The following is a 14,667-nucleotide window of genomic DNA, read 5'->3' on the forward strand; positions in this document are numbered from 1 at the left end:
ACCTGATCCCATCCCGAACTCAGCAGTGAAACGATGCATCGCCGATGGTAGTGTGGGGTTTCCCCATGTGAGAGTAGGTCATCGTCAAGATTAAATTCCGAAACCCCAATTGCGAAAGCAGTTGGGGTTTTGTTTTTGTCCGCAGGAAATCCAAACTACTGCCCCAACCGCTCCAGCGTGTGCTCCAACGGTTCCAGCGACACACAGATAAAACCATCAAGCGGCCGATTGAGTTCCTCCACCAGCAAGATTGTTGCCCCCGTCGACAGGGCACACATCAACAACACGGCGACAATGGTCCCGTTGCGTGGTGCAAACAGGCCGAAGGAACCGAAGATAATCGCCAGCCACGACACCAGGATCACCAGCATCACCGGCGGGATCGATTGATTGGCTTGCAGCAGCGTAAGCCAGCGGGTGGCAAAAACCGTGTCCATGTCTTGCAATGCCGCGGCCTTGAGTGAGCGCTGATCATCGTTGCCCGGCGATAGTGATTCGACCTGGCGTTGCAGACCTTCGGAACGATGGATGACTTCAGGGCTATCGAGCGTTGCAATCTGACGGTGATCGCGGGAGGCAAGTACTTTCGTGACTTCAGCGTAGTTGTGCTTGAGCTCGGTGCGGATGCCCTGGGTGTCGGCGCCGTAGCGGGCCAGCACGCGGTCGAATTGAACCACTTTTGCCGCTGCCCCCTCCAGTTCGGCATTGGCCGTATCGAATGTACCTTTGGCTGAGGAAACGAGCAGGCCGAGGACCAGCGCCGACATCGTTGCGATGAGCCCGGTGGCCAGCTTCACCACGGTCACGGAGTCGTCGCTCAGATGATGGCTCGGTAATCGATCCCTCACGTACGAGCCCAGTAGTGCGCTGCCGAACAGGCAGGCGAAGACGAAGAGGGCGATCACCACATCATTCAAATTCAACCTCCGTTGACGCTGTCTTCCGGGGGGATATCTACTGGTACTTGATCACGATGCCTTTGAGTTTGCGCCCTTCGATGGTCCTCACGTCGCGAGCCCACAGCGGCCCGCTGGCATAGGCGCCCACCGCCTGAATGTGGTCATAGACGACCACCACCGCATCGCCGCCGAGCTTGGCGGATTCTTCCCGCAGCTTCTGTTCGACTTCGGTAATCGGCGGGGCAGGGTCGACGCTGGCGTCGATCAGCACTTCACCCAGACGCACATGCGGACGCGGAGGCTCCGAGCGCAGCACGACAACTTCGTCCGGCGATGTCGGTGCGGGGTGTTCTACACCGACATAGGCGGTGGTCTGTGCATCGACAGTGGCGCAGCCATTGAGGGTCAGCAGGCTGGTGATCAGTCCACCTGCCAGTAGCAAGAATGTAAAACGGGTGGACCGAGACAGGTCGTGGGCCGGCATAGTGGGGTTCCTCCTCAGGTCTGCTGCTATCCATGTGGCTAGTTGACGGTAGCAGACAGACCGGGAGTTGCCAGAACGCCCAACCTTTTCAGGTTGGGCTTTTTTGTGCCTTCAATACTGTCGTTCGACAAAGGCCGTTTACTGATCCTTTTCGCAATTGACCATCCACGACACACCAAAACGGTCGACCAACATGCCAAAGCGCGCCGCCCAGAACGTGGTCTCCAGTGGCATTTGCACAACGCCACCGCCCGCCAGTGCATTGAAGACTCGCTCGGCCTCGGCAATGCTGTCGACGTTGAGTGAAATCGAACAGGCACTCATTTTATCCACGGGGCGATCTGGTGTGCTGTCCGACCCCATGATTACCTGATCGCCAACTACCAGGCGGGTATGGATGATCAGGTTGTGCAGATTTTTGGGGACGTGCTCACCGGCAGGGGTTTCACCGAAGGTCAACATGGCTTCGATCTGGCCTTGCAGGCACTGCGCATAGAACGTGAAGGCGTCTTTGCAGTCGCCGTTGAAGATAAGGTAGGGATTGATTTTCATGGTCGGCTCCAGGTGCTCGAGTACATACATCGGTTTGGACGCCGGTTTTTTCGGCGAATTCCGATTGTGTCGAGCCGACAAGCAAAGCGCTAAATCTTTGTCGGTGCTTGTGTTTCTTTAGATGTTTTTTCGATAGGACGCGCGAGGCTTATCGCCTCCGGCACACGCCGTGGTGCAAGCACACGTTCGATCGCGCCGCTGACCATGCTCTCCAGCAGCTCATCACGTTCCTGCTCGTCCAGCACATGGGGCGTCAACCAGCTGGGGGCGCTGTTGAGCAGGGCACCAATGGCATGCCCGGCGGCCAGCAGGCCTTGCTCGCTGAAACGGGACTTCGCGCCGAGCATCTTCAGCAGTGTGCGTTCGTATTGCTCGCGCAATTGCTGAACCCGAGCCTGCTGCTCTTCGTTCAGGCAACCGCTGTCGCGCTCCACCAGGCGGAAATGCCAAGGCATCTCCCGATGCAGATTCAGATGGGCGCGGATCAGGCTGTTGAGTTTGTCGCGTTTGCCCGGGGCTTTTTGCTGAATGCGCCCCAGGGTGGCCAGCAGCTCTTCGTAGAACTCCTCGATCAGGTCGAGCAGCAGATGCTGTTTGCTCGGGTAATGGTGATACAGCGAGCCTGGAGAAAGCCCCAGGCACGTCGCGAGCTCACGCATGCCGACCTGGCCGAACCCTTTGCAGGCAAACAGCTCCAGGACCTTGTCCCGGTACTCGGCAAAGCGCGAGCAACGCTCAGGCATAGGCATGGAAGCCGCGCCCCGTTTTGCGCCCCAGGTAACCGGCAGCGACCATTTCCTTGAGCAACGGCGCCGGGCGATATTTGCTGTCGTTGAAACCGTCATAGAAGGCTTCGAGGATCGACAACAGGGTATCCAGACCAATCAGGTCCGCCAGGGCCAACGGGCCGATAGGCTGATTGCAGCCCAGGCGCATGCCGGCGTCGATGTCTTCGGCGCTGGCCAGGCCTTCCTGGAACACCAGGATCGCTTCGTTGATCATCGGCACCAGGATCCGGTTGACCACGAAGCCCGGACGATTACCGGCGGTGATCGCGGTTTTGCCGAGGGTGGTCGCCATGTCCAGCGCCAGTTGGTGGGTCGCATCACTGGTTTGCAGGCCGCGGATGACTTCGATCAGGCCCATCACCGGCACCGGGTTGAAGAAGTGCAGGCCGATGAAGCGCTCAGGCTGGCTGACACTGGCGGCGAGTTGGGTGATCGACAGCGACGAGGTGTTGGAGGCAATGACGCATTCGCTGCTGACTTGCGCGGCGATCTGTTGCAGCACACGCAGTTTCAGGTCGAGATTTTCCGTCGCCGCTTCGATGACCAGTTGCGCGTTTTGCAGGCTGCTGTAATCGGTGCTGGTGCGGATTTTGTCGAGGGTGGCCTGTTTCTGCTCCAGCGTCAGGGTTTCCTTGGCGATCTGCCGGTCAAGGTTTTTACCGACGGTTGCGACGGCTTTTTGCAATGCGTTTTCGGAAATGTCGAGCAAGGTCACGTTGAAACCGGCCATGGCGCAGACTTGTGCGATGCCGTTGCCCATGGTGCCCGCACCGATCACCCCGATGTTTTGCAGATTCATCTTCCCATCCTTCGATCAAACCCTGCGATACCTTGGCCGCGACTGCGGCCGAAGGCGTACTATTGCCGCGAGTCTAGAGCCGGCAGGGCGGTTGTCCTATGCCAAAACTGTTCAACGGCACTGATGTTTTTTGCCATTCGGGTGATGAGAGAGAAGCGTACCAATGCGGGAAAAGGACTCGGTTGCCGCCTATTTCGTGCAGGCAATGATCCATGGGCTGAGGGATGACCCGCAGCGCGTGACGGCCGTGCTCGAACAGGCGGGCATTGATCCGGCGGTCATGCACCAACCCACGGCGCGAGTGCCGGCCAACGCGTTTGCGGCGTTGTGGCTGATTCAGATCCGCGAGCTCGACGACGAGTTTTTCGGGCTCGACTCCCATGGCATGCCGCCGGGCAGTTTCGCCCTGATTTGCCGCGCCTTGATTCAGGAACCCGATCTGCACAAGGCCATGCGCCAATGCCTGGCCAACTTCGGCTTGTTCCTGCGCGACTTTCGCGGCTCGCTGGCCGTGCGTGGCAAGCGTGCGGTCATCAGCCTGGAAACCCGCTCGACGGACAACGATGCCAGCCGCTTTGGTGAAGAGACATTCCTGGTGTTGATGATCAGCCTGCTGTGCTGGCTGGGCGGCCGGCGCATTCCCATTGACCGTGCGGACTTCCGCCATTCGCGCCTGTCGCTGGGTGACGACCGCCTGCTCTGGGGCCCCAACCTGACCTTTGGTGCCGAGCGCACCGAAATCGAATTTGCCAGCCATTACCTGCGCCTGCCGGTAGTTCAGGATCTGGCGTCGCTGAAAGTGTTTTTGCGTACCGCGCCGCAATGGCTGGTGATCCGCTTCCGTAACCAGCATGGCCTGGCATCCCAGGTTCATCAGCGCTTGCGCGGCAGTCATTACAGCGAATGGCCGACGTTGCAGGCCTTTGCCCTGGAACAGCACCTGAGCCCCAGCACCTTCCGCCGCAAACTGGAGCGTGAAGGCTGTTCCTACCAGGAGATCAAGGACGAAGTACGCCGCGGCGTGGCCTTTGAGCAACTGCGTCAGAGCGACGCGAGCATCAGCGATATCGCCGAGCGGTTGGGATTCCAGGAGCCCAGCGCCTTCCATCGTGCGTTCAAGAAGTGGACCGGGGAAAGCCCCGGGCGCTATCGGGCCCGTTATCAGGGGGAGCGGGGCGCAGAAGTCGCTACCCTTCAGGCATCCTGCGAGCCCTGAGCCATCAACTATCCACCCGCAGAACAATCTTGCCGATGTGATCGCCCGCTTCCATCCGGGCATGGGCCTGCGCCGCCTCCGTGAGCGGGTAAACCCGGTCGATCATCGGCAGGCAGCGACCGGCGCTCAGCACCGGCCATACGTGCTCGTGCAATTGTCGGGCGATGGCGGCTTTTTCTTCCCGGGTCCGCGAGCGCAACAGGGAGCCGGTGATGACCGCGCGTTTGGCCATGATCGCCAGCAAATCGGCTTCCCTGGCATGGGCGCCACCGAGGAAACCGAGCATCACCAGGCGACCTTCCATGGCCAGGGCGGCCACATTGTTGTTGAGGTACGAGCCGCCCATGATGTCGAGAATCACATTGACGCCCTGGCCCGCGGTTTTTTCCGCGATGACCTGCACAAAGTCCTGCTCGCGATAGTTGATCGCGTCGGCGCCCAATTCGCGGATCGCGGCGCATTTTTCTTCGCTGCCGGCGGTGGCGAACGCTTCGATGCCAAGTTCGCGGCATAGCATCAACGCGGTGGTGCCGATGCCGCTGGTTCCGCCGTGGATCAAGGCGCGCTGACCCTGGCGGGCACCGCCAAGGCCGAACAGGTTGGCCCACACTGTGAAGTAGGTTTCCGGGAGGGCCGCCGCCTGCACCCAGTCCATGCCTTCGGGGATCGGCAGGGCCTGACTGGCCGGGACCAAGCAATATTGCGCATACCCGCCGCCATTGGTCAGGGCGCAGACCTTGTCGCCTGGCGCAAATTCGCTGACACCCGCGCCAATCGCCACCACTTCACCGGCCACTTCCAGTCCCGGGTTCGGGTTCATGCCGGGTTTCATCGGGTACTGGCCGGCCCGTTGCAGCGCATCGGGGCGGTTGACCCCGGCGGCGTGTACGCGGATCAGAATCTCGCCGGCCTCTGCAACAGGTACAGGCACCTGGCGCGGTTGCAGGACTTCAGGGCCACCGGGTTCGGTGATTTCGATCAGGGTCATGGTCTGGGGGCGTGTCATTTCATATACCTGTATTGAGTGTTAAAGATTCGCTCGAACAACTGACCAGTCGACTGCCGAGTTCCAGCAGCAGCGCTACAACAATGGCTCCAGCGGCAATCACGAACATCAGGGCATGATGGCCGCCACTGGCGTTGAACAGCGCCGAGTAAGCGAACCCCGAAAGCGCCTGGAAAGTAGCGAACGACACGGTGGCGCGACTCCAGGCAACCTGTTGCTGATGATGCCCGGGGATCAGCTCATGCACCCGCGCCAACGCCAGCGGCACGATGCCTGGCGGGAACGAGCCGAGGATCACCGCCAGTAAAGCCAGCGCCGTGAACGAACTGCTGATCGATAAAAGGCCAACCGCCAGCGCTTGCAGCACCAGCACGATGCGGATACCCGTTTTCGCGCCCAGCCGGTCGGCCAGAAAGCCGTAGCTCACCGGCCCGACAATCGCGCCCAGGCCATACATCACCCAGATCAGCGCGCCGACATGTGCCCCGGCATTGAGCCCGCGGGCGACGTAATCCACCAGGAACACCATGGCCGGTACCAGTCCGGCCGCCATGAGCGCGTATTGGGCGAACAGCAGGTAAACGTTCGGGTCGGTGGGGGACGGCGACGATGCATTCGACAGCGCTGCGGCAGCCGGGTGCGCAGTTGTCGGCCAGCCAAACCAGCTGGCAGCCGTGAGGATCAGGGCCAGCAAGCCCAGGCCGAACCAGGTTTGCTGCAAGCCGAGGTTCAGCAGCGGCGGCACGATCGTCCCCGATCCGGCGATACCCAGGCCGATACCCAGGAATATCGCGCCGCTGGCCAGGCCTTTGCGGGCCGCCGGAACCTGGGGCAATACGGTGGCCGCCACCAACACCATGATCGCGCCACCGGCAATCCCCGACAGCAGGCGCCAGCTGAAGAACCAGCTCACCGACAACGGAAAGCCACAGGCAAAGAACGCCAGGGTCACCGTCAGCATCATCAGGCGCAGGGCGGTCTTGTTCGAGGTCCGGCGTGCCAGCGGATGGCCGATCAGTGCACCGATCAGGTAACCCACCAGATTGGCGGCGCCGAGGTACACCACGTCGCTGGCGGAAAACCAGTGGGCCTGGATCAGCGAGGGAATTAACGGCGTGTAGGCGAAACGCGCCAGGCCGATGCTGACCAGGCTGGCGCAGAGGCCAGCGAAGATCGGCAGCCAGATCGCGCCGGGCGCCGGGGTAAGGGGAGGCGATGAACTGTGCATGTGCATTGTCCTGTAGGGTCACTCAGGCCTACAGCATATCGAGGTTTTTTGACGCATTAATGCAGCGATTACGCGCTATGCTGATGCGTAATTGCATCAGCAGGAGCGCGTTATGAATTGGGATGACGCCCGGGTATTTCTCGCGGTTTGCCGTGAATCCACGTTGCGCGGGGCGGCGCGGGTGTTGGGGGTCGACCAGGCCACGGTTGGCCGGCGTATCACGGCGCTGGAAAAGTCATTGAGTGCGACCTTGTTCCTGCGAACTTCCGAAGGTTATGCGCTAACGGCTGTTGGCGAAGCGGCACTCAAGGCCGTGGAGAAAATGGAGCATTCGGCCCTGGAGCTGGAGCGTCAGATCCAGGGCCTGGACGATCGCTTGACCGGCACGGTTCGAGTCAGTACCACCGATTCCCTGGCGATTGATTTCCTGATCCCGGCGATTGCCCGTTTGCATCAGCAGCATCCGGATGTACGGGTGCAACTGGATGCCACCACGCAGATTCTCAGTCTGACCAAACGCGAGGCGGACATCGCCGTGCGCAATACCCGACCGGACAACCCGGACCTGATCGCCCGGCGCATCGCGCGTTGGCCGGTGGGGTTGTTTGCCTCGCAAGCCTATGTCGATACCCACGGCGTGCCGGAACCGGGCTCGGCGTTCGCCGGGCATGACCTGGTGGTGTATCAGCCGTACTTGCAGGGCAACAAAGACATGACGCTGGTCTCGGAACCGGTGGCGCGCGGGCGGATTGTCGCAAGTCTCAGTTCCAGCCTGCTGGTGCGTCGCTCGATTGCGGCGGGGATCGGGGTCGGGGAAATTCCGGTGTACATCGGGGAAAAGGAGGGGCTGGTCAGGTTGTGGCCGGAGCGCTCGCGGCCGATGCCCTATGACATCTGGCTGGTGACCCACGCGGACCTGCGTCATACGGCCAGGGTCCGGGCGGTGATTGATGAGATTGTCGTGGGGTTTGCCGGGACCGGCGAGTAATTCCAGGTGGCACAAATCCTGTGGGAGCGAGCTTGCTCGCGATGGCGTCATGTCATTCAACAATGATGTCGTCTGGCACTCCGCAATCGCGAGCAAGCTCGCTCCCACAGGGGGTGGATTATGGCATTTCCGGCAGTTCCTGTGGGCGCAGGTCGAAGACCAATACTTCAGCGTCCACGCCGTTGCTCAAGGTCAGCGCCTGTTCTTCGCGGACCCGCACACCGTCGCCTTCCTGCAACAACACTCCGTTGAGTTCGACGCTGCCCCGGGCTACGTGTACATAGGCGTAGCGGTTGGCGGCGAGTTCCAGGGTGGCGCTTTCCTTGCCGTCGATCAGGCCGGCATACACCCGTGCATCCTGACGCACCTTCAGCGAACCCTTGGCGCCGTCCGGCGAGATGATCAGTTGCAGGCGCCCGCGTTTCTTCTGGGTGCTGAAGTGCTCTTGCTGATAACGCGGTTTGGCGCCGCTGACGTCGGGCACGATCCATATTTGCAGAAAGTGCACCGGCCGGGTGCTGGAGTGGTTGAACTCACTGTGGGCCACGCCGCTGCCTGCGCTCATCAATTGCACGTCGCCGGGGCGGATCACCGAACCGGTGCCCAGGGTGTCCTTGTGCTCCAGGGCACCTTCAAGCACGTAGGAGAAAATCTCCATGTCGCGGTGCGGGTGCTGGCCGAAGCCTTTACCGGCGGCGACGCGGTCGTCGTTGATCACCAACAGGTCGGAAAAACCCTGCTCTTTCGGGTTGCGATAGCTGGCGAAGGAAAAGGTATGGAACGACTTCAACCAGCCGTGATTGGCCAGGCCACGATCCGAGGCTTTGCGAAGAGTCAGCATGATGAAATCTCCTGTGGGGACGTGAATTCGTCCGAGTGAGGAGAAGGTTAATGTTTACTGGTTGATGCAATAAGTAGGTGGAAATTGAAATACAGTCTCTGTCAGGTTGACAGTTTGCGAGTACGAATCAGCTATTCTTTTCCGACCTTTGCGTCGTACTTGGCCATAATGCACAGCACCGAACCCTGTGGGAGCGAGCTTGCTCGCGATAGCAATTTTCCAGTCACCTCATCTGTTGAATGTGATACTGCCATCGCGAGCAAGCTCGCTCCCACAAAGGGCCAGTGCTCGACAGACCGACCTTATTTGATCCCAGTGAATTCCAACCCATGAAAACCGTGGCAATGGTGCTGTTTCCCGACTTTCTCCTGCTCGACATGGCCGGGCCCATGGAAGTGTTTTCCATCGCCAATCGTTATCTGAAACCCGACGATCACTATGTGCTGTCGACCATCGGCACCGAGCCTGGCGCACTGCGGGCGTCCAACGGGGTGAGCGTGCACGCCGACCGGCACATCGATCAGGCTTGCGAAGGTTTTGATTTGCTGCTGGTGCCCGGTGGTCCCGGTGCCTACAACGAAAAGCATCCGCGGTTGCTCGACTGGCTCAGGCACAACGTCAGCCGGTCCGCCGGTTATGGCTCGATCTGCACCGGGGCGTTCGTGTTGGGGCATGCGGGTTTGCTCGACGGCTATCGCGTCACCACCCATTGGCACTACACCGAGCGGCTGATCAAGGGCTTTCCGAAGGCGACTGTCGAGACCGATCAGATCTTTGTTCAGGACCGCAACCTGATTACCTCGGGAGGCGTGACAGCCGGGATCGACCTGGCGTTGTCGGTGGTGGCGCGGGACCACGGCAAGAAAGTGGCCCAGGACGTGGCCAAGGTGTTGCTGGTGGTCATGAAGCGCCAGGGCGGACAGGCACAGTTCAGCCCGTTGATGGCAGCGGTGGCCCCCCACGAAACGGCGATTACCCGCGTGCAGAACCATGTGCTTGAACATCTCGATGAAACTTACAGTATCGAGTGCATGGCCGGTCTGGCCAACATGAGCCCGCGGCATTTCGCCAGGGTGTTCGCCCGGGAAGTGAACATGACGCCGATGGAGTTTCTGCAAAGTGCACGCATCGATTGTGCCAGGAACCTGCTGGAAACCACCGAGTTGCCGCTCAAGACCGTGGCGTTCAAAAGTGGCTTCGGCAGCGTGCGGCACATGCGTTTTTTGTTCAGTGAAAAACTTGGCCTGACCCCGACTCAATACCGCGAGCAGTTCAGCTAGCGCGCGCATGTCCGTTATGCGCACCGCAATGGCCGTGACGCTCCCCCTGTGGCAGTTGTACCGTCACCGAGGCCTGCCAAGATATCGCTGAACTCATTGCAAGGAAGCTGCGGAGCCTGGATGGAAGCCAGATTTCCAGCGGGTGACAGCCCATGAACAGCCTCAGAGATATAAACAGCGAAGCGGTGCTGCAATTCGGGCCCTACGCTTTCCACCTCAGTCAGCGACTGGTGCTGGAGGGTGATCGACCGCTGCCCCTGGGCGGCCGTGCCCTTGATGTGTTGCAGGTGCTGGTCGAGCATGCGGGCTCGGTGGTCAGCAAGGAGGAGTTGATTGCGCAGGTCTGGCCGCGCTCCGTGGTCGAAGAGATCAACCTGCGCGTGCACATTGCCGCCTTGCGTCGTGCCTTGGGCGACGGGCAGAACGGCCAGTGCTACATCGTCAACATTCCCCAGCGCGGCTACAGTTTTGTCGCCCCGGTGCTGCACTCGCCAGAGCCCGTATCGTTCCCGAGCGAGACCGTACAAAAGCCCCTGCACAATTTGCCGGCTCGGCTCACGTCGATCACCGGGCGCGATGCGGTTGTCGGCAGCCTGGTGCGACAGTTGCCGGTACGGCGATTCATGACCCTGGTCGGGCCTTGCGGGATCGGCAAGACCACCGTGGCCCTGCGCGTGGCCGAACTGTTGTTGCAGCACTATCGGCACGGCGTGTGGCTGGTGGACCTGGCGGCGATCGATGACCCGGCGCAAGTGACCGATTACCTCACGCGAACCCTTGAACTGAAGGTCGGCACCACGCTGGAGGCGCTGTCGCAACGGCATGCCTTGTTGGTCCTGGACAACTGCGAGCACCTGCTCGAACGCTGCCAGACCTTGATCGAGACACTGCTGCAGTCGATGCCCCGACTGTCGATCCTCGCCACCAGCCGCGAGCCGCTCAAGGCGGCGGGCGAAACCGTATTGCATCTGCCACCGCTGGCGGTGCCGTCGGCATCAGCGCTGCGCAGTGTCGCCGAGGTCATGGGCTATTCGGCGGTGCAATTGTTCGTCAGCCGTGCCCGGGCTCGTCAGCACGGGTTCACCCTGCGCGAACAAGACCTCAGGACCGTACGGGAAATCTGCCGACGCCTCGACGGCCTGCCGCTGGCGATTGAACTGGCGGCGGCGCAAATCGATGCGTTGGCGCTGGTGGGGTTGCAAGCGCAACTCGATAACTGTTTTCAGTTGCTGTCCCAGGGCCGCCGCACGGCCGTTCCCCGACATCAGACCCTCAAAGCCGCGCTGGACTGGAGCTATGAACGGTTGACTGCAGTGGAACAAACCGTGTTGCAGCGCCTGGCGGTATTCAAAATGGCGTTTACCCAGGACGCAGCTATTGGCGTGATCAGCGGTGACAGGCTGCCCGCCGCCGACCTGATCAAGGTGCTGGAAAGCCTGGCATTCAAATCACTGCTGTCCCAGGAGCAGGGGGGTGGAGTGACCCGTTACCGCTTCCTCAACACCACCCGCATCTACGCGCTGGAGAAACTCGAACTCAGCGGTAATTTGCGCGCACTTGAAATGCGTTATGCCGGCTACATCAGTCAGACACGCTGGACTTCAGGCCGGCAGGTGGCATTGCAACTCGTCGAGTAGCCGGCGGACTGTCATCAGGTCTGGCGTGGCAAAACCTTCGGTGAAGCGCTGGTAGATCGGTGCCAGCAATTGATGCGCCTGTTGGTGGCGGCCCTGATGCTGCCACAGTTGCGCCAGTGAGGTGGCGCTGCGCAGCTCCCAGGCCAGGGCGCCCTGGGCCTTTGCCACGTTGAGTGCCTTGAGCAGCACCGTTTCGGCCGTCACGGCCTTGACCGGACAATCTGTTGCCAGCAACGTCTTGGCCATGGCCCGCAGAATCTCTGCCGTGCTCCAGCCCGACGCACCGTTTTGCGCGCGTTCGAGCAAGGCATCATCGACACAGGTCGAATCCAGCGTGACCATGATGTCTTTGATCAAACCGACACGTTGGCGGTCGGTTGGCCGAACATCGGTGCCGCTGATCACCTGCGCGTAGTGTTGCGCCCAGTTATAGAACAGTAGAGCCGAGTGTTTCTGTGCCTGTTCCAGCAGCAGGCGCAGGAGTTCGCGGGCGCTGCGGGTGTCGCCGTTGTAGTAAGCGATCAGGCAGCCGGACAGCGCCAGGGTGTAGCAGATCGACGTGCCGTGGTTGATCTGCAATGCGATGTCCAGCGCCTGCCGGGCTGTACGCCAGGCCTGTTCCGGTTGGCCTTGCAGCCAGAGGATGCGCGCGTGCAGGGTCAGCGCCGCGACGCTCTGGTCGTAATGCACGCCGAAACCATGGGTGAAACGGTTGAGATGACCGCTGTGGGCCATGCATTGCAGCACTTGTTCGGCATGCTCCCGAGCCTGATGCTGGTCACCGGAGAAGTGCAGGGCCAGCACCCGCAATCGATGCATGCTCAGGGACGTCAGGGCGTCGTCATGCAGCCCAAGCTGATCGAATTGCCGGCTCTGCTCCAGGGCCATCTGGTAATGACCACAGCTGAGATTGACTGCCAGGTGCCCGGAAATAGCCCGCAGCTGACCGGTCACATCGTTGAGTTGCCGGGCCAGGGCTCTGGCGCTGACAAAGGCTCCAACGGTTTCGGCGGTGCCTCCCTGAGCGTGGTAACAGGTGCTGCCCAGGGCCAGCTTGAGGGCCATCTTCAAGCGCGGGCAAGGTTCGGGGGACTTATCGAGCAAGGCCAGCGCCTTGCGCACATAACCGCCATGTTCCTTGAACAATGACAGTTCCTGCCACAACGGTGTGGAAAGCGCGGTCAGGCGTATTGCCAGTGCCCGTGGCCCTTGCGCGTGCAAACCCCAGTCGAGAGCCGCGCGGATATCCTCCAGGGCCCGGCCATAGCGTTCGAGCCACAGGCTGGTCGGGGTATTCTCCCAGTCGCTTTGCGCCTGTTGCATCAGCGCCAGGCAGCGCTCGGCATGCCGTTCCCGCGTGCCGGGCAGGTCGGTGGTTTGCGCGAGCTTTTCCAGGGCGTAGTGGCGGGTGGTATCGAGCAAACGGTAGTACACGTCTTCGTCGCCCACTTCCACGTTCAACAACGATTTGGCGACCAATTGCGTGATTGAACCGAACACCTCGCGGGGTTCGATGTGTTCACCGACAATCACCGCTGCTGCCGACTCCAGGGTGAAGCCACCGCGAAACACACTCAGGCGGCTCAGGCAGGTCTTTTCGCAGGGGTTGAGCAGTTCGAAGCTCCAGTCCAACGTTGCGCGCAGGGTCTGATGGCGGGCCAGGGGCGTCTGGCAGGGCTGGGTCAGCACCCGGAAACTGCTTTGCAACTGCTCCAGCAAGCCTTGCAGGCCAAAGGCGCCCACCTGCGCCGCCGCCAGTTCGATAGCCAGCGGAATGCCGTCCAGTCGATGGCAAATGTCTATCAGCAGCGGCAGTTCATCATCAGTCAGTTCAAAGCTGTCGTGACTGGCCATGGCCCGCTCGACAAACAGTTGCAGGGCGGAAAAGGTCATGGCCTGGGCGCGGTCGAGGACGGCGATGGGCGGCGGGCAGTCGAGTGACTCCAGGCGCTGGACGAATTCCCCTTCGGCCCGCAGGCTCTCGCGGCTGGTGGCGAGGATGTGCACGTGAGGCGCACTGCGCAGAATGTTTTCGCAGAGCAGGGCAATGGCGTCGACCAGGTGTTCGCAGTTGTCGATGACCAGCAGCATGTGCCGGTCGCGCAGAGAGTCCGCAAGCCCGCTCAGGGGGGCGTCGTCGTGCAGGGCCAGTTCGAGCAACGTCGCCAGATGACCGTTGATCATCAGCGGGCAGTTGATCGGGGCCAGGTCCAGCAGACGAATGCCGTCCCGGTAACGACCGATCATTTGTTCGGCGACCCGCAGGGCCACGGTGGTCTTGCCGATGCCGCCGGGGCCGATGAGGGTGATGAAGCGCTGGAGGGGCAGTTGCTCCATCAGGTTGTCGACCAGGGTCTGTCGACCGATCATGCGCGTGCGGCGTACCGGCAGGTTATGCCGGCTCGGCGCGGAGGCGGCGGGCGCCGGCGGTTGCCCGGCCTGTTCCAGTGAGTGCGGTGCGACGAAGCTGTACCCGCGCTGGGCCACGGTGACGATGTAGCGCTGGCCGGCCTGACCGTCACCGAGCGCCTTGCGCAACGCGGCCATGTGCACCCGCAGGTTGATGTCTTCGACCACGCTGTTGGGCCAGACCCGGGCGATCAATTGTTGCTTGCTGACCACGTTGCCGGCGTGTTCCAGCAGGATCAACAGGATATCCATGGCGCGCCGGCTCAGGCGCAAGGGCTGGTCGGCCTCCATCACCAGGCGTTGTCCGGGGTAGACCCGGTAGGGGCCGAAATGCACAGCCTGTTCGAGGGAAAGGGTCAACGGGTCGCTCCTGCTGCATCCGTCTGGTTCGCGGTTTCCGAGCATATTCCTCAGGTTTTTTACTCAGCGCAATGCGCCGCCCGGGTGGCTGGTGGGGCAGGCATTGACTCTAGCGTATCGGCCAGTGGCTGTCGGTCCCGAAAACATTGGGCGCGACAGATGGACAGGACTTGCCGGGGC

13 protein-coding genes and 1 rRNA gene are annotated in these 14,667 nt (G+C 61.3%); 5 read left to right on the top strand and 9 right to left on the bottom strand.

The annotated features are described in order from the left end of the window. A 5S ribosomal RNA gene (gene rrf, locus AC1D1M_RS30445) occupies positions 1-90 on the top strand; the annotation flags it as partial. Between the two features lie 65 nt (positions 91-155). Here the strand turns inward: rrf and AC1D1M_RS30450 are convergent. The 5 genes from AC1D1M_RS30450 to AC1D1M_RS30470 form a co-directional block, all read right to left on the bottom strand. Further along, the gene (locus AC1D1M_RS30450; protein WP_477778576.1) at positions 156-908 is read right to left on the bottom strand and encodes a bestrophin-like domain; all 753 of its coding nucleotides are present in this window, start codon (positions 906-908) and stop codon (positions 156-158) included. 46 nt (positions 909-954) lie between these two features. After that, positions 955-1,383 (bottom strand): hypothetical protein, encoded by a 429-nt coding sequence (locus tag AC1D1M_RS30455; RefSeq protein WP_477778552.1) that lies wholly within the window; start codon positions 1,381-1,383, stop codon positions 955-957. A 138-nt stretch (positions 1,384-1,521) separates the two neighbouring features. Beyond that, positions 1,522-1,935 (bottom strand): VOC family protein, encoded by a 414-nt coding sequence (locus tag AC1D1M_RS30460; RefSeq protein WP_477778553.1) that lies wholly within the window; start codon positions 1,933-1,935, stop codon positions 1,522-1,524. A gap of 89 nt (positions 1,936-2,024) precedes the next feature. Then, positions 2,025-2,684, bottom strand: coding sequence for a TetR/AcrR family transcriptional regulator (locus tag AC1D1M_RS30465; protein ID WP_477778554.1), 660 nt, complete (start codon positions 2,682-2,684; stop codon positions 2,025-2,027). Next, on the bottom strand, positions 2,671-3,522 hold the full coding sequence (locus AC1D1M_RS30470) for a 3-hydroxybutyryl-CoA dehydrogenase (RefSeq protein ID WP_477778555.1): 852 nt from the start codon (positions 3,520-3,522) through the stop codon (positions 2,671-2,673). Before AC1D1M_RS30470 ends, AC1D1M_RS30465 begins: the two co-directional genes overlap by 14 nt. A 163-nt stretch (positions 3,523-3,685) precedes the next feature. Between AC1D1M_RS30470 and AC1D1M_RS30475 the strand changes: the two genes are divergently transcribed. Then, entirely contained in the window at positions 3,686-4,738 is a 1,053-nt protein-coding gene (locus AC1D1M_RS30475; RefSeq protein ID WP_477778556.1) for an AraC family transcriptional regulator, read from the top strand. Positions 4,739-4,742: 4 nt separating this feature from the next. On the opposite strand, the gene AC1D1M_RS30480 is transcribed toward AC1D1M_RS30475, so the two are convergent. Beyond that, a complete protein-coding gene (locus AC1D1M_RS30480; RefSeq protein ID WP_477778557.1) occupies positions 4,743-5,744 on the bottom strand; it encodes an NAD(P)H-quinone oxidoreductase in 1,002 nt (333 codons plus the stop codon). A 1-nt stretch (position 5,745) separates the two neighbouring features. Then, on the bottom strand, positions 5,746-6,972 hold the full coding sequence (locus tag AC1D1M_RS30485) for a YbfB/YjiJ family MFS transporter (RefSeq protein ID WP_477778558.1): 1,227 nt from the start codon (positions 6,970-6,972) through the stop codon (positions 5,746-5,748). A 112-nt stretch (positions 6,973-7,084) separates the two neighbouring features. Here AC1D1M_RS30485 and AC1D1M_RS30490 point away from each other — a divergent pair, with 112 nt between their 5' ends. Then, positions 7,085-7,960, top strand: a complete 876-nt coding sequence (locus AC1D1M_RS30490) for a LysR family transcriptional regulator (protein WP_477778559.1) — start codon at positions 7,085-7,087, stop codon at positions 7,958-7,960. Positions 7,961-8,078: 118 nt separating this feature from the next. Here AC1D1M_RS30490 and AC1D1M_RS30495 read toward each other — a convergent pair whose 3' ends face one another. Then, the gene (locus AC1D1M_RS30495; protein WP_477778560.1) at positions 8,079-8,801 is read right to left on the bottom strand and encodes a pirin family protein; all 723 of its coding nucleotides are present in this window, start codon (positions 8,799-8,801) and stop codon (positions 8,079-8,081) included. A 329-nt stretch (positions 8,802-9,130) separates the two neighbouring features. Between AC1D1M_RS30495 and AC1D1M_RS30500 the strand changes: the two genes are divergently transcribed. Both AC1D1M_RS30500 and AC1D1M_RS30505 read left to right on the top strand, forming a co-directional pair. Next, a complete protein-coding gene (locus AC1D1M_RS30500) occupies positions 9,131-10,081 on the top strand; it encodes a GlxA family transcriptional regulator (RefSeq protein WP_477778561.1) in 951 nt (316 codons plus the stop codon). A 152-nt stretch (positions 10,082-10,233) separates the two neighbouring features. After that, a complete protein-coding gene (locus AC1D1M_RS30505; protein WP_477778562.1) occupies positions 10,234-11,718 on the top strand; it encodes an ATP-binding protein in 1,485 nt (494 codons plus the stop codon). Here AC1D1M_RS30505 and AC1D1M_RS30510 read toward each other — a convergent pair. Continuing rightward, complete coding sequence (locus AC1D1M_RS30510; protein ID WP_477778563.1) at positions 11,683-14,487, bottom strand: ATP-binding protein; 2,805 nt, start codon at positions 14,485-14,487, stop codon at positions 11,683-11,685. The genes AC1D1M_RS30505 and AC1D1M_RS30510 overlap by 36 nt on opposite strands. Positions 14,488-14,667: the final 180 nt, after the last annotated feature.

Source organism: Pseudomonas sp. P1_F7, from assembly GCF_056405655.1.

Coding starts and splice junctions, on each gene's coding strand:
- AC1D1M_RS30495 (WP_477778560.1), bottom strand. CDS start 8,801: ATGCTGACTCTTCGCAAAGCCTCGGATCGTGGCCTGGCCAATCACGGC.
- AC1D1M_RS30460 (WP_477778553.1), bottom strand. CDS start 1,935: ATGAAAATCAATCCCTACCTTATCTTCAACGGCGACTGCAAAGACGCC.
- AC1D1M_RS30480 (WP_477778557.1), bottom strand. CDS start 5,744: ATGACACGCCCCCAGACCATGACCCTGATCGAAATCACCGAACCCGGT.
- AC1D1M_RS30470 (WP_477778555.1), bottom strand. CDS start 3,522: ATGAATCTGCAAAACATCGGGGTGATCGGTGCGGGCACCATGGGCAAC.
- AC1D1M_RS30465 (WP_477778554.1), bottom strand. CDS start 2,684: ATGCCTATGCCTGAGCGTTGCTCGCGCTTTGCCGAGTACCGGGACAAG.
- AC1D1M_RS30455 (WP_477778552.1), bottom strand. CDS start 1,383: ATGCCGGCCCACGACCTGTCTCGGTCCACCCGTTTTACATTCTTGCTA.
- AC1D1M_RS30475 (WP_477778556.1), top strand. CDS start 3,686: ATGCGGGAAAAGGACTCGGTTGCCGCCTATTTCGTGCAGGCAATGATC.
- AC1D1M_RS30505 (WP_477778562.1), top strand. CDS start 10,234: ATGAACAGCCTCAGAGATATAAACAGCGAAGCGGTGCTGCAATTCGGG.
- AC1D1M_RS30500 (WP_477778561.1), top strand. CDS start 9,131: ATGAAAACCGTGGCAATGGTGCTGTTTCCCGACTTTCTCCTGCTCGAC.
- AC1D1M_RS30485 (WP_477778558.1), bottom strand. CDS start 6,972: ATGCACAGTTCATCGCCTCCCCTTACCCCGGCGCCCGGCGCGATCTGG.
- AC1D1M_RS30490 (WP_477778559.1), top strand. CDS start 7,085: ATGAATTGGGATGACGCCCGGGTATTTCTCGCGGTTTGCCGTGAATCC.